Origin of the sequence: uncultured Veillonella sp., from assembly GCF_963522475.1 — a bacterium.
GTDB lineage: Bacteria > Bacillota > Negativicutes > Veillonellales > Veillonellaceae > Veillonella.
This window is the reverse complement of the sequence record NZ_CAUQYW010000007.1, coordinates 75,269-90,723: the sequence shown is the minus strand read 5'-3', so window position 1 is coordinate 90,723 and position 15,455 is coordinate 75,269. Positions and strand designations below refer to the sequence as shown.

Here is a 15,455-nt window from a genome sequence, read left to right as displayed (position 1 = left end):
GTCATACATTTTTTTGAAAAGAGAGGTATTTATGCAACACATGCTACGCATGGGGATTGACGTGGGGTCGACAACTGTTAAAGTTGTATTATTAGACGAACACGATAACTATTTGTATAAAAAGTACATACGCCATTATGCGAACATTTTGGACACCGTATATACCTTGCTACAAGAGGCTCAAGTGGGCCATGAAAATGATCAAGTTCACGTGTGTATTACCGGTTCTGGTGGTATGGCGATGGCGGATAAGGTACGGATTCCTTTCGTACAAGAGGTTATTGCTGAAACGAGAGCTATAAAAGCGTTGTATCCTGAAACTGATGTTATTATCGAACTCGGTGGGGAAGATGCGAAGGTTACTTACTTAGGTCAAACTGCAGAACATCGTATGAATGGTTCTTGTGCTGGTGGTACAGGTGCTTTCATCGACCAAATGGCCACTTTATTGCAAACGGATGCATCTGGTCTTAACCAATTGGCTATGAATGCTGATACGATTTATCCAATTGCAGCACGCTGTGGTGTGTTTGCTAAAACAGATGTACAAGCTTTGTTGAACCAAGGCGCATCTCATGAAAATATTGCTAAGTCTGTATTCCAAGCTATTGTAAACCAAACAATTGCGGGCCTAGCATGCGGTCATAAAATCGAAGGTAATGTAGCATTCCTTGGTGGTCCATTGACATTCTTGTCTGAATTGCGCCAATGCTTCTGCGATACCTTAGAACTTGATGAAGCACATCGCATTATCCCTGAAAATGGTGAATTATTCATCGCTTTAGGGGCGGCTTTGATGAAGGAAGACTGTCGTGAGATTACGGTTGGTCAATTAACTAAGGAAATTGGTGCCCTCATCGGTATTCCTATGGAGGCTACAGATCGTGTAGAACCTCTATTTAAAAATGAACAAGAATTAGAAGAATTCCGCGCTCGTCACGCGAAGGCAGTAACGCCAAAAGCGAATATTGAAGATGCGCAAGGTCCTTGTTACCTTGGTATTGATGCTGGTTCTACCACTCTTAAGGTAGTTCTCATTAATAGTAATAAGGAAATTATATTCTCTCACTATGGTCCTAACCATGGTAAACCTTTAGAAAAATCTCGTGAAATTATCGAGAAAATTTATGAACTGTTACCAAGAGGCGCTTATATTGCGCATTCTGGTGTAACTGGTTACGGTGAAGCATTCCTTAAACGTGCCCTTGGCATCGATATCGGCGAAGTAGAAACAATGGCACATTATCGTGCAGCTCGTTTCTTCTGCCCTGATGTTTCCTTTATCTTGGACATCGGTGGTCAAGATATGAAATGCTGTAAGGTTCGTGATGGCTATATCGAAGATATTGTATTGAACGAAGCCTGCTCTTCTGGTTGTGGCTCCTTCATCGATACATTTGCATCTGGTCTACGCATTCCTATTGATCAGTTTGCGAAGGAAGGGTTGTTAGCATCTTTGCCAATTGACTTGGGATCTCGTTGTACTGTATTTATGAACTCTAAGGTTAAGCAGGCTCAAAAAGAAGGTGCTACGGTACAAGATATTGCAGCAGGTCTTGCCTATTCTGTTATTAAGAATGCCCTTTACAAGGTTCTTAAGGTAAAAGACCCTAAAGAATTGGGTGATCATATCGTTGTACAAGGCGGTACATTCTACAATGAATCCGTATTGCGTGCCTTCGAGAAATTGATGGGCGTAGAGGTAATTCGTCCTGACGTATCTGGCTTGATGGGTGCCTATGGTATGGCTCTTCTCGCTGCAGAAACAGCAGAAGAATTACAAAAGGATCATAGTACATTGTTAGATAGTGAGGGTCTTAATTCTTTACAGGTATCTACGACAATGCGCAATTGCGGGCTTTGTTCCAATAACTGTATGCTTACTATCAATGCTTTCTCTGACGGTCGTACATATGTAACAGGCAACCGCTGTGACCGTGGTGCAGGTGGTATGATTCAAGAGGAACGTAAAGCAGTTCCTAACTTAGTAGAAGTTAAATTGCGTCGTTACTTTGACTACTACTTAAAGAAAAATATTCCTGAGTTTGAAGGTAAAATGCGTGTAGGTATTCCTCGTGTCCTCAATATGTACGAGGATTTCCCATTCTGGTTTACATTCTTTAATACGCTAGGCTATGAAGTAATCCTTTCTGACTACACTACAAAAGAACAATACAACAAGGCTATCGATACGATTCCATCAGATACAGCTTGCTATCCTGCAAAAGCGGTTCATGGTCATATTCGTGATCTTGCGAATGCACAAGTAGACTTTGTTTGGTACCCTTGTATTCAACATGGACCTAAGGAATTTAGCCGCGACAATAATTACCACTGTCCAATGGTTATTTCCTATCCAGAACTTATCAAAAACAACATGCAGGAGGTTCTGGGAGATACTCCATTCCACGCACCATTCTTGCCATTAGCTGATAAGAAATCTCTTGTTCCTGCTCTTGTGAAAGCATTGGATTTCTTGAATCTCAAAAAGAAAGATATTGCTAACGCTGTTGAAAAAGCGTGGGAAGAACAAGAAAATTGTAAGGCTTCTTACCGTGAAACGACAAAGAAAACAGTATCTCGCCTCGTAGCAGAACAAATTCCTACTATCGTATTGGCTGGTCGTCCATATCATTTGGACTCTGGTATTAACCATGGTATCCCAGAGCTTATTACATCTCTTGGTATGGCAGTTCTTACAGAAGATGGCGTTGCGCCACTTGGGCATGAAATCAAGCATCTACGTGTTGTAGATCAATGGTCTTACCATAGCCGTCTATACCGCGCTGCTGAATTTGTAAGTAGAACGGAAGGCTTCCAAATCGTTGAGCTCAACTCATTCGGTTGCGGTCTCGATTCTATTGTAGCGGACCAAGTAAAAGATATACTTTCAGCAAACCACAAAATTCATACCTTACTCAAAATTGATGAAGGTACAAATCTTGGGGCTGTAACGATTCGTTTACGTTCCTTGCAATCTGTAATGGAACGTAGCTTGCGTCGTCATCACAATCCAGAGGCACCAGAAGTGGTGGAAGAACAATTGCCAACCTACGATTATAATCGTGTTGTGTTCACGGAAGAAATGCGTAAGACCTATAAAATCTTGGTGCCACAAATGTCACCTTTGCATTTTAGCCTCTTGGATCCAGTCCTCAAAAATGAAGGCTATAACTTTGAAATGTTGCCAGCTCCAACGCGTGACGATATTGAAGTGGGCTTAAAATACATCAATAATGATGCATGTTACCCTGCGATTATCGTTGTTGGTCAGCTCATGTCAGCACTATTATCTGGTAAATATGATATCAATAAAACGGCTGTTATCATCTCTCAAACTGGTGGTGGTTGTCGTGCTACAAACTACATTGGCTACTTGCGTAAAGCATTGATTGACGCTGGTATGAAACAAGTGCCAATCCTATCTCTTAATGCAAGCGATATGGAACGTCAACCAGGCTTCAAGTTGACAAAAGGTTTCTTGCATCGCATGATTCAAGCCGTTGTTTACGGTGATGCCCTCATGCAATGTGTATTGGCTACACGTCCATATGAAACTAACCCAGGCTCTACAGATGCATTATGTGATTACTGGATTAAAAAATTACAGCAAAACATTACGTCTGCAAGCCTTCGTCAGTACAATAAATACATCAAAGAAATCATTCATGACTTTGATAACTTGCCGGTTAATAAAGATGTACAAAAACCTCGTGTTGGTGTGGTAGGTGAAATTTACGTTAAGTTCCATCCAAGCGCTAACAACCATATCAATGAACTCATTGAAAAAGAAGGTGGCGAAGTTGTTACATCTGGCTTATTAGACTTCTTCTTGTACTGCGCAATGGATAGCACATACCGTGCTAAACACCTTGATGGTACATGGCTATCTGGCTTCTTCGGTACATTGGCTCGTGAAGCTCTTGAACTCTATCGCTTGCCATACGCTAAAGCCGTAGCAGCGTCTAAACACTTCGACCCTCTACAACGTATGACCGATGTAGCAAAAGAAGCAGCTCAATATATTGGTCTTGGTAACCAATGCGGTGAAGGTTGGTTCCTTACAGGCGATATGATTGACCTCATCGAAAAAGGGGCAAAACAAATCGTATGCTTGCAACCATTCGGCTGCTTACCAAACCACGTAACAGGTAAAGGTATGGTGAAAACACTATCCGCTGCCTACCCAGATGTGCGCATTGCTGCTATCGACTACGATCCAGGCTCCAGTGCAGTAAACCAAGCAAATAGATTGAAACTACTACTATCGACAATGTTTGAATAAGTAGTTAGTGTATTGTGAATTTTCACTAAACTAATAGTTGTGTAACTCGATGGAGCTACTGTAAATAAGTAATAAGGTCCCTTACATTTTATAATGGGGCCCTAATACAACTGCATATTACTAGTATAGAAAAAATACAGCCCTCTCTTGGCTCAGTACGTCACTACGTTCCGTAAAATCGCTGCAGAGAGGGCTGTATTCTTTTCTATATACGCTAATTATGAAGATGTCCCATTGAAAATAAAACTAGTGCAGATATGGATAGATGTAAGGAGATGTGGCTACGGCATATCTCTTTTCCCTACAATCAGTTGGACAGCGGATTTCCTTTATTGTGCCTTATATTTTCAGAAGAGAAAGAATAGTGCCAAGTCGATATTATATAATCTGTAATACATATAGTTTATTACTTTGACTGATGCTCTTATGTCGTAATGGGACGCCTTCATAGAAAATGTTAATAAAAATAGCACCACCTTTTTCGCAGCGATTTTACGGAACGTAGTGACGTACTGAGCAAGAAGAAGGTGGTGCTATTTTTATACTTAAATTTATTCAATTGTAATTGGGCCCCATTACGACTTAGAGCGATAAGGGTTATAATATTGTATTAACTAATGTAATAAGACTGGCACTATTCTTTCTCTACCAAACCATACAAGCACAATAAGGAAAGCGCTGCACATACTAGCATTGTAATCCCCATTGGTATACCCGTATGATCTCCTCCTATACCAACTAATGGCGATACAATACCTGCTGCAAACATGCTAGCAAAACCGAGTATGGCAGAGGCACTACCGGCCATTTTCCCGTAGCTAGTCATCGCCATAGAGAAGGAGGCAGAGCCGAATAGGGATACAGTGCATACAGTGAAGAAAAGTATGATTGTAACAGGGATAAGTGGCCACTCGAGAAGCATGGCTACTAAGAATAATAAAGAGCCGATTGTAAGTTGCCATAGGCTAAAGGTAAGTAATTGTTTAGATGTTATAACATTACTAATACGACCACTAATGGCACTAGCTAAAATGATACCGCAGCTATTAATACCGAATAAATAGCTAAACTCTTGAGCAGATAGTTGAAAGATATTTTGATACACAAAGGAAGAGCCTGAGATGTATGAGAAGAATGCACCAAAAGCAAATAATTGTATTAATGTTTGTCCTAAAAAAGGTTTATCTTTGATGAGTTTGATATAATTTTTAACTGCTGTACCTATGCCACCTGTGATTCGTTTCTCTTTTGGTAAGCTTTCACGGAAAAGAAAGGATCCTACTAATAGAATAGTAGAAAAGAGCGCTAAGATTACAAAGATTACACGCCATGTAGTGAAGAAGAGCAGTTGACCACCTACTAAGGGTGCAAGTACTGGTGCTAACCCATTAACCATCATGAGCAAGGCAAATAGTTTGGTAAGTTCTTGACCAGATGCAAAGTCTCGGGTAATAGCTTTAGAAATAACAACTCCTACAGAACCTGTTAAACCTTGTAAGAATCGACCCAGTAAAAGTATTTCGATACTAGGCGCATAGGCACATATAATACCAGAAATAACACATAGTAAATTACCTATTATAAGTGGTAACTTACGGCCCATTGTGTCGCTAATAGGACCACCAAATAATTGACCTATAGCAACGCCAAAGGTCATAACACCAATAGTCATTTGAATATTAGATGCTGTTGTATTCAATTCGCCAGGCATAATTGGTAATGCAGGTAAATACAAATCTGTTGCGAGCGGTGTTATGGCCGTTAACATGCCTAGGAATATTACCAAGATAAAGGGAACCTTAGCAGAATTTTTTGAATTCATAAAATCCTCCTATTTTAAAATGTAAAAAATAAAAGCCTGCGAATCACACTTCGCAGACTGCATTTAATTTTATCTATTTGATACGATGTATTGTAACATGATTGGTAGATAATTTCTATAGATTTTTCTTGTTAAGAATTATGATTTGATATCTTTTCTCTTATCAATTACAATAATTGATATTATTTATATTTAGAATATCAATTCAATTTATGTGTGTAGGAGAGAATTATATGAAAAAGATGGCAAAATTTTTGATTTTAGCTGTAGTGGCTGTACTAGAGACTACTGTAGTTTCTTCTGTAGAAGCTATTAGTTCTGATGAGGCTGTACAGAGTGCATTAGCTCGTGTGCCAGGTGCAACAGTTGTAAATGTAACCGAGTTCAATCGTGATTATGATCATGGTCGTTTACAGTATGAAGGTGAAATTCATTACAATGGTTATGAATATGACTTTAAAATTGACGCAGATACAGGCACATTTATAAAGTGGGAAGTAGAGCAAGAGATTTACTAACAGACAGGAAAATTATAATACGTAATAATATTACTAAACTCATTAAGTTATATTATTGGTAGTATTCGGATATGTGGCAACAAAAAAGAACAGCTCGTGAAGAGCTGTTCTTTTTTTATTGTTACCAATTCTTAGAAGAAGAAGTGGTGAATTTCATGAATGAAATGTTGTCCGAAGAAGGAGATAGCACCATGCATGATGATGAAGATGATGAAGTATTTGAACGCGCTGTTCATAATAACACTTGCTTCAATTTCATGTTCTAAGTTGTGAGCTTCTTCAGAGCTGATTTCTTTGTGATTTTCAAGGTATGCTTTCAATGCAGGACCTACAGCACCAATAGAAATCGCGATAGATTGTGGGGACAACATTTTGCCGATACCAGCTGCACCGGAGTTAACAGCTGCTAACCAGAAGCCAAGGTCTTCGTAGTTTGTAGGATCTAAGCCTTGAGCTGCTGCAATTTGAAGTGGGCCAAACAATACGTTGGAGTTTGTACCGGAACCTGTTAAGAAGGCACCTAATGCACCTACGATAGGAGCGAATAGAGGGTACAAAGAACCTGTACCAGCAACCATTGCTTTCGCAATGTCTGCAGTCATACCAGAGTATGTCATCAATTTAGCTGTCATAACAACTGTGATGATTGTAATGTATGTGAATTTCAAGTTTTTAACTGTGCTACCCAATGTACCAAAGATTTCACCAGCTTTTGCTTTTTGGATGAAACCACCAACGATACCAGCGATGAAAATCATGATACCAGGAGTTGCAATCCATACGAATGTGTAAGGTTTTGCACCGGCACCTTGGTAAATAGGTACAGATGTTTTGATGGATGCAAGAGGACCATTAATTGCAGGGAACAATTTAGAAGTTAATAACAACAATACGAAGATTAAGATGAATGGCATTGCAGCGATTAAGCCTTCACTACCAGATACTTTTGGAACTTCGCCAGTTTGTTTAACCGCGTATTCAGGATCATTAGGAGGCAAAATTTTTGCACAGATAATGATTACTGCCATGATAACGATAGATGCAGAGATTACGGATAATTCTGGACCCATTACAGCATTGATTAGAGTTTCCGGAACTGCTAATGCTAAACCAGAAAGCAATGTTACAAGGAATACGCCTTTTAACGCTTTAACGCCGCCACCGATAATCATAACAACGAAGAATGGAGCGATAAGGTTAAGCAAGAATAATTGTACGGAAATGAATGTACCTAAATGGCTAGGATCAAGGTTTGTTAAGGATGCCAATGTAGTTGTTGGAATACCGATAGAGCCAAATGTTGTTGGTACAGAGTTTGCAACGAGACATGCGATGATAGATTTTAATGGGTCAAAACCTACGGCAACCATCATAGCAGCTGGAATTGCAACAGCAGTACCGAAGCCAGCCATACCTTCCATGAAGGCACCAAAGCCCCATGCAAGTAACAATGCAAGTACACGAGTATCAGATGTTACAGAAGAAAGCATTGTTTTAATAGTTTCCATTGCTTTCGTATGTACTACCAAGTTATAAACGAAGATAGCAGCTGTAATAACTAATAGGATAGGCCAAATTGCCAAAGCGGCACCTTCAAGGGCACCAGTGACCATAATGAATGGGTCGGATTGGAATGCTGTAATAGCGATAATGAAAGAACCGATTGCAGCAACGCTTGTTGCTTGCCATGCAGGTAATTTCAAGATGGATAACGCTACGATCAACCAAATGATTGGAGCTAGCGCTAATAGAACGGTGAGAGCACTCATTTCTAAAATCATCCTTTCAAGAAAAATAAAAATATATGCTTAACAGGACGATGTAGCAATAATCAATTTAATTGATAAATAAATCGCTATTATATTAAGTTGTAAAAGTTCAGTAATAATAAAAGATTACAATAAAATAACAGATATACTTATCATAAAAAATGATATATTTCTTAAAAATTTTTAACCTCATTATATATATGAGGTTAAAAATATAAGAGAGGGGACATAAACAGTGTTTATGTCCCCTTCTTTACTGACTACATGTCCATGTTAGGGCCTTTGTAAGCTCTTAGGTATTAGTAGTTACCTTTGAACATTGTAGCAGGAGCTTCTGGTACATAATCGCCGAAGTAGGATTTGAAGTCTAAACCTAATTCATTGCAAAGGTCTTGAACTTCAAGCATTGTACCGTTAAGTACAGGGATGCCTTCAGCTTTAACTTTAGCAACAGATTCATGTTCTTTTTCGCCATGAGTGTAGATGCGGTCTTGACCTTGAGCTTTAGGAGCTTCACGTAATTCTTGTAAGAATTGGGAGAAGTGTTTTTTGATTTCAGCTGGGTCACCGAAGAATTCAGGGTTAATAGCCATGAAGCCATGACAGATATTGGATTTACCACCAACCATACATTTGTTGGAAGTACCACCTTGGGAAAGAATGGAGGAGAATAATTCAGCAATCATACCGTTACCATAACCTTTGTGGCCGCCAAGAACTTCTGTAGCACCACCTAAAGGAAGGATGCCGCCGCCTTCATGACGGGAGATGTTGCCCAATACTTCAGCTGCATCAGTGGAAGGAACACCGTCTTTGTTAACAGCCCAACCATCTGGAGTAGCTTTGCCCATTTTGTTGTACATTTCAAGTTTACCACGAGTTACAACTGTAGTGGAGCAGTCAAAGAAGAAGTCAACTGGATCAGCAGGTACAGTCCAAGCGATAGGGTTAGAACCAAGCATAGCTTTACGAGCATATACAGGAACCATGATTGCTTCGGAGTTTGTGCAAGAGAAACCAATTAAACCTTGGTCAGATGCCATTTTAGCATAGTAACCAGCGATACCATAGTGATTGGAGTTACGTACGGATACGATACCAACACCGGATTTTTTAGCTTTTTCAATAGCCATTTCCATAGCTTTGTGGCCCAATAATTGACCCATGCCGTCATGACCGTCGATAACAGCGGAGATTGGAGTTTCTTTTACGATTTCAGGTTTAGCGTCGATTTTAATCAAGCCGTTGGAGATACCTTTGTGGTAACGTACCATACGTTGCATACCATGGCTTTGAATACCGAACAAGTCGGAAGTCAAAAGTACGTCTTGGATGATGTCAGCTTCTTTTTCGGAGAAACCGAATTTTTGGAAAGCGTCCATGCAAAGTTTGTGAAGTGTTTCATAAGGGAATAGCACAGTATTTTTTGCGTCTGCCATTGTTAAAACCTCTTTTCAGAAAATATGACCTGATATAGCTAACTCCACTTTATAATATCAACGAATGTGATATGATGTCCGGTGAGTTCTATATCCTCTCAAATGACAATGTCAGTATAGCACAGAAAGAAGAGAGATTGAATAGTCTTACAGTCTGAAACACATTACTAAATACGCATACGTAGGGGTGATGTTTATCACATATTCTGCGGATAGTTACTGAAACATCTGATTATATCTAAAACTATATGGTTATGACTTTTAGTTATAACTAGATTATTTTTTTATAGATTTATAGTATTTTTATAGAACTTATTAGTATATCTGTTTAGGTTTTGGGCAAGAATGAGAATAGATAAATATCGATAAACCTTGAAATATTCAACATTGCATATAAAAAATAGTGATAAGAATATAAATACATTGTGATAACTAAATGTATTGATATGCAAAATATACAATATTTTATATGCTTGTAGTGAGAGAAAATGTGTAAAAGATTATATTATGTGAGTAATGCTGTATTATAATATATATACATAATTCTATGTTCTATAGTTTATACGATTGATAAGCGAGGTGCTTATTTTGAAAGAATATAATTCAGTATGTCCTTATGATTGCCCAGATGCATGCGGTCTAATTGTATCGGTTGAAAATAATAAAGTAGTGTCTGTACGCGGTAATAAGGAACATGCTTTTACCCGTGGCACATTATGTCCTAAAATGGCGCACTATGAAAAGGTTATCCATTCTCCATTGCGCTTAGAACATCCTATGAAGCGTATTGGCCAAAAAGGTATTGGTGAAGATCAATATGTGCGTATTAGTTGGGATGAGGCGCTAGATACAATTGTAAAAAATTTCAAGAATACTATTGATAATTATGGTAGTGAAAGTATTTTACGTTATTCCTACGCAGGAACAATGGGTGTTATTCAGAGCCCTGCTGCAGATTACTTTTTCCGACGTATTGGGGCAACAGATCAAGACCGTGGTATTTGTTCTCCTGCAAAACAGGCGGGATTCCGGTCCGTTTATGGTGATACATTAGCTATTAAACCGCAAGAGGCACAACATAGTGATTTAATTGTTTTGTGGGGAATTAATGCAACTGCTACAGATGTCCATATTTTACATGATGTAAACGTGGCGAAAAAGAACGGTGCTCGTGTTTGGATTATTGATACTCATAAGACCTATACTTTTAATCAAGCTCATGAACATATCTATGTTAAACCAGGTAGTGATGGAGCACTTGCATTAGGTATGCTTCACATTATTCATCGAGATGGTTTAGCGGATATAGAGTTTATTAAGAAGCACGTGCAAGGATTTGATAAGCTTGTAAATGAAGTACTACTTGAGTTTACACCTGAAAAGGCATCTGCTATTTGTGGCGTTTCCGTGGAACGTATGACTGAGTTTGCCCACGCATATGCTACAGCTAAGGCTCCTTTTATACGTCTTGGCAGTGGATTATCCCGCTATGGGAATGGTGCTATGAACTGTCGTACTATTAATGCTTTACCTGCTGTAGTTGGAGCTTGGCAACATCTGGGAGGCGGCTTGTTATCGAGTGCTAGTGGTAGTAAGTTTGTTGGTAAAGATATAATGCAACAAGCTCATGTACATGCCCCTGCAAAGCGATTAATGCCCATGATAAAATTAGGCGAAATGCTTACAAGTCCATCAGGTACTGCAGTACATAGTCTCTATGTATTTTCTAGTAATCCTGCTATAACAGCACCTGATCAAAATATTGTGCGAAAAGGTTTGATGCGTGATGACTTGTTTACTGTAGTTCATGAACGATTCTTTACAGATACATGTAAATATGCGGATATCGTTTTGCCAGCTACCACATCAGTTGAACATGATGATATATATAATTCTTATGGGCACTACACTATTGGAACCGGATATAAATTAATTGATCCGATTGGTGAATCTCGCTCTAACTGGCAAGTAATTTCTGCATTAGCTAAACGTATGGGACTTGACGATGAATTTTTTAATCTTAGTGAACGGGAATTAATAGAACAAATTGTTCGTACATCAAGTCGTATATCTGATGCTGATCAAGATGTAATCCTGCAAGGAGAACCAGTAGAGATGACGTTGCCAGAAAATTATAAGTTAGATTTTAAAACGCCATCTGGAAAAATTGAGTTATATAATCCGCAAGATGAAGAACCGCTGATTCGTTATTTGCCTCCATATGGAGATAATGCACCATTTTGGCTCATTATTGGCAATGACATTCGAATCCTTGACTCTAGTTTTTGTGAACTTGAGTTTGATGAGTCAGAACTTATGAAATTACGCATTAATCCAGAAGATGCAAAATTATATAATATTAATAATGGTGAAGAAGTAGAGATTTATAATAATCGTGGTTGCGTAAAAATTAAAGCTTACTATGATGAAGATATACAACGAGGTACATTGGTGACTCTTGGTGTATGGTGGCAATCACAATCTAGTGACCCTGATGTGGCTATTAATGCTCTTACTGCAGACAGACCAACAGATCAAGGTTGGGGCAGCACGTTTTATGATGTGCAAGTTCATTTAAAAAAGGCTGATGCATAAAGTAATAATATAAAAACGAGAATAATGATAAAAATATATAGTTTTTTGAATTAACTTATTATTAAATTTAATTCCCTTTACTTATAGGAATACAACTATGCAAATATATCATAACAATGATATTTTTATTGCATACATGTCTTCGTTAGGCTTATAATGGTAATATTATTTTTATATATAACCTAAAGGGGGTTACTCTTATGAATGGTAACGACAATCTGTCGACCCGTGCTTATTGGGCTATAGGCATGATGTTATTTGCCCTATTCTTTGGGGCAGGGAACTTGATCTTCCCAGCAGCCCTAGGTCAACATGCTGGTGATAATGTAGGTTGGGCTTTGTTCGGCTTCGTATTAACAGGTGTAGGTCTTCCATTGTTAGGTGTTGTAGCTATGGGCTACTCTTCTTGTAAAGATGTTGAAGAATTAGCGAGCCGTGTTCACCCAATTTACGGCTTGTTATATACGATTGCTCTTTATTTGAGTATTGGTCCGATGTTTGCTACACCGCGTACTGGTACAGTAGCTTATGCAATTGCTATTAAGCCTTTCGCTGATGGATTACAGATAAATATGGAACCAATTTTCTTGGCATTATTTTTTGGTGTATCCTTGTGGTTATCCATTAGTCCGCAAAAGCTTGTAAATCGTATTGGTAACATTTTGACGCCAGCCTTATTGCTAGTTATCTTGTTACTTATTGTAAAATCTTTTATTACACCTATTGGTGGTTATGCATTGCCACAACCATCATATGGTGATGCACCTACTGCAGTGTTACAAGGGTTTTTAGATGGTTATAATACAATGGATGCGCTAGCGTCAGTTGTGTTTGCTATTCTTGTCATCGATTTTGTACGTCTTAGTGGTGCTTCCTCGCGTAAGGTAATTACCAAAACTGTTATGGAAGTAGGGGCTATTGCTGTAGGCCTTCTCGGCATTGTTTACATATTTATTGCAAACATTGGCGCTACTAGTGTCGAACGCTTCGGTTTATTTGACACAGGTGCTCCTGTACTTTCTACTAGTGCTAGTTATTTGTTTGGTGATTTTGGTCAAATTATTTTGGCGATTATTGTTCTCTTAGCTTGTTTATCTACAAGTATTGGCCTCATCACTTCTTGTGGTACATACTTCCATAAGTTAACACCAAAGATTAGCTACAAATTATATGTAGTTATTTTTTCCGTAGCTGCATTTGGACTTAGTATGTTTGGATTGAAAACAATCATCAGCGCTGCTATCCCTGTATTGATGTTATTATATCCATTGACTATTGTAATCATCTTGTTAGCACTCGCAGACAATGTGTTTGGTGGTCGTCGTTGTGTATATGCATGGACTATGGCATTCACAATGATTTCTGCTCTTATGACTGGCCTGGAAACAGCTGGCATTGCACCAGACTTTTTGGAAAATCTCTTTGTTGAGTATATTCCGTTCCAAGGTTCAGGTATGGGCTGGGTAGGCTTTGCAATACTTGGATTTATTGTAGGTCTTATTCATAAAGGTCTTGTTTCTAATAATAAATAATAAAACTAAAGGTTCTATGCTTTCATTTAGTGAAAGTATAGAACCTTTTTATGTTTTAAGTGTTGTCATATAAAATTGATTTTGTGAGTAGAAGTTTCTATAATAAGGATATAGATGATAAAGGAAGGAAGGGAAATTTTATGCGTAGTACTCATTGTTTACCTAGTTATAGTTTTGGCGGTCATGATGTATTTGAAGCTATTCCAAAATTTACAAATTTATATGGCAAGTCTGTTACTATCATAGGTGGTGAAACAGCTCTTTCTAAAGCTTTGCCACATATTCGGCCAGTGCTTGATAAAGCAAGCATTAAGGTGCTAGATATTATTCACTTTGGTGGAGAGTGTACTTTCGCTCGAGGCAAGGAAATTGCACAGATGGCTTCTGTAAAAGATGCGGATTTTATATTTGCTGTCGGTGGCGGTAAGGCCATGGATACGGTAAAAGTGGTAGCTTTAGAGTTAGATGATAAACCATTCTTTACAATTCCAACTATTGCCTCTACTTGCGCTGCAACATCTGAAGTAGCAGCTGTATACACTGCAGATCATAACTTCGATGACGTAGCTTTTGTAAATCATCCTCCTGTACATTGTTTTATTGATGCAGATATTCTTGTGGAAGCACCAAGCCGCTACTTTTGGGCTGGGATGGGAGATACCATTGCAAAACATTATGAAACCCATCTCTCTGCTCGCGGTCGTGAACAAGATTACAATACTCAATTAGGTCTTACTCTAGCTTCTATGTGTAGTGAACCAATTTTAGCACATGGTATACAAGCTTATAAAGACAGTCAAGCTAATAAACGTAGTGATGCATTTGATACCATTGCTATGACTGTTATTTTTACTACCGGTATTGTATCAGGTTGTGTTCCTATGGCATTTAATAGTAATATGGCTCATGCTGTATGTTATGGCTGTGTTACTAATAAAGAAACAGAAGAAAATCATTTGCATGGTGAAATGGTAGCATATGGCTTGCTTATTTTGTTAACCGTTGATCAACAAATGGATGAACTACAACGGTGGCTACCAGTATATCACGAATTGGGATGGCCTACTAAACTTTCACAATTAGGTCTTACTGCATCGCATATTCCTCAAATTGTTGAAAAGGCGACATCTGTTCATGATATTGACGTATCTCCATACAAAATTACAGCAGATATGTTGACTAAGGCTATTCAATACATGGAATCTCTTGATTAATATAGTTTGTAACTGTTTGTGTATGTTATGTGATGAGGTTATAAATGCGAAAAATTGTAAAGGGTGGCTTATATCGTCATTTTAAAGGCATGTATTATTACGTGTTAGATGTAGCAACTCATTCGGAAACGAGTGAACAGTTCGTTGTATATCAAAAATTATATGATCAACGTGATTTATATGTACGACCACTAGATATGTTTTTGAGTGATGTGGACCATGAAAAATATCCAGACGTAGAACAAACAGAGCGATTTAAGTTGATGAGTGGACGCGATTAG

At 38.4% G+C, this 15,455-nt stretch carries 9 protein-coding genes; 6 read left to right on the top strand and 3 right to left on the bottom strand.

Annotated features, from left to right (window positions below):
- Positions 1 to 31 precede the first annotated feature (31 nt).
- Entirely contained in the window at positions 32 to 4,285 is a 4,254-nt protein-coding gene (locus tag RWP19_RS05680) for an acyl-CoA dehydratase activase-related protein (protein WP_314356806.1), read from the top strand.
- 634 nt (positions 4,286 to 4,919) lie between these two features.
- Here the strand turns inward: RWP19_RS05680 and RWP19_RS05675 are convergent.
- Complete coding sequence (locus tag RWP19_RS05675) at positions 4,920 to 6,107, bottom strand: multidrug effflux MFS transporter (protein WP_314356805.1); 1,188 nt, start codon at positions 6,105 to 6,107, stop codon at positions 4,920 to 4,922.
- Positions 6,108 to 6,340: 233 nt separating this feature from the next.
- Between RWP19_RS05675 and RWP19_RS05670 the strand changes: the two genes are divergently transcribed.
- On the top strand, positions 6,341 to 6,625 hold the full coding sequence (locus RWP19_RS05670; protein WP_314356804.1) for a PepSY domain-containing protein: 285 nt from the start codon (positions 6,341 to 6,343) through the stop codon (positions 6,623 to 6,625).
- Positions 6,626 to 6,756: 131 nt separating this feature from the next.
- On the opposite strand, the gene RWP19_RS05665 is transcribed toward RWP19_RS05670, so the two are convergent.
- Together RWP19_RS05665 and RWP19_RS05660 are read right to left on the bottom strand one after the other, a co-directional pair.
- A complete protein-coding gene (locus RWP19_RS05665) occupies positions 6,757 to 8,394 on the bottom strand; it encodes an L-lactate permease (protein WP_314356803.1) in 1,638 nt (545 codons plus the stop codon).
- A gap of 299 nt (positions 8,395 to 8,693) precedes the next feature.
- A complete protein-coding gene (locus RWP19_RS05660; protein ID WP_295276262.1) occupies positions 8,694 to 9,833 on the bottom strand; it encodes an Ldh family oxidoreductase in 1,140 nt (379 codons plus the stop codon).
- 588 nt (positions 9,834 to 10,421) lie between these two features.
- Here RWP19_RS05660 and RWP19_RS05655 point away from each other — a divergent pair.
- From RWP19_RS05655 to RWP19_RS05640, 4 genes are all read left to right on the top strand, one after another.
- On the top strand, positions 10,422 to 12,428 hold the full coding sequence (locus RWP19_RS05655; RefSeq protein ID WP_314356802.1) for a molybdopterin-dependent oxidoreductase: 2,007 nt from the start codon (positions 10,422 to 10,424) through the stop codon (positions 12,426 to 12,428).
- 200 nt (positions 12,429 to 12,628) lie between these two features.
- Positions 12,629 to 13,960 carry a branched-chain amino acid transport system II carrier protein gene (brnQ, locus tag RWP19_RS05650; protein WP_314356801.1) on the top strand — a complete coding sequence of 444 codons (1,332 nt, stop codon included), beginning with the start codon at positions 12,629 to 12,631 and terminating at the stop codon, positions 13,958 to 13,960.
- A 140-nt stretch (positions 13,961 to 14,100) separates the two neighbouring features.
- Positions 14,101 to 15,174 carry an iron-containing alcohol dehydrogenase family protein gene (locus tag RWP19_RS05645; protein WP_314356800.1) on the top strand — a complete coding sequence of 358 codons (1,074 nt, stop codon included), beginning with the start codon at positions 14,101 to 14,103 and terminating at the stop codon, positions 15,172 to 15,174.
- A 44-nt stretch (positions 15,175 to 15,218) separates the two neighbouring features.
- Positions 15,219 to 15,455, top strand: coding sequence for a DUF1653 domain-containing protein (locus RWP19_RS05640; RefSeq protein ID WP_295259281.1), 237 nt, complete (start codon positions 15,219 to 15,221; stop codon positions 15,453 to 15,455).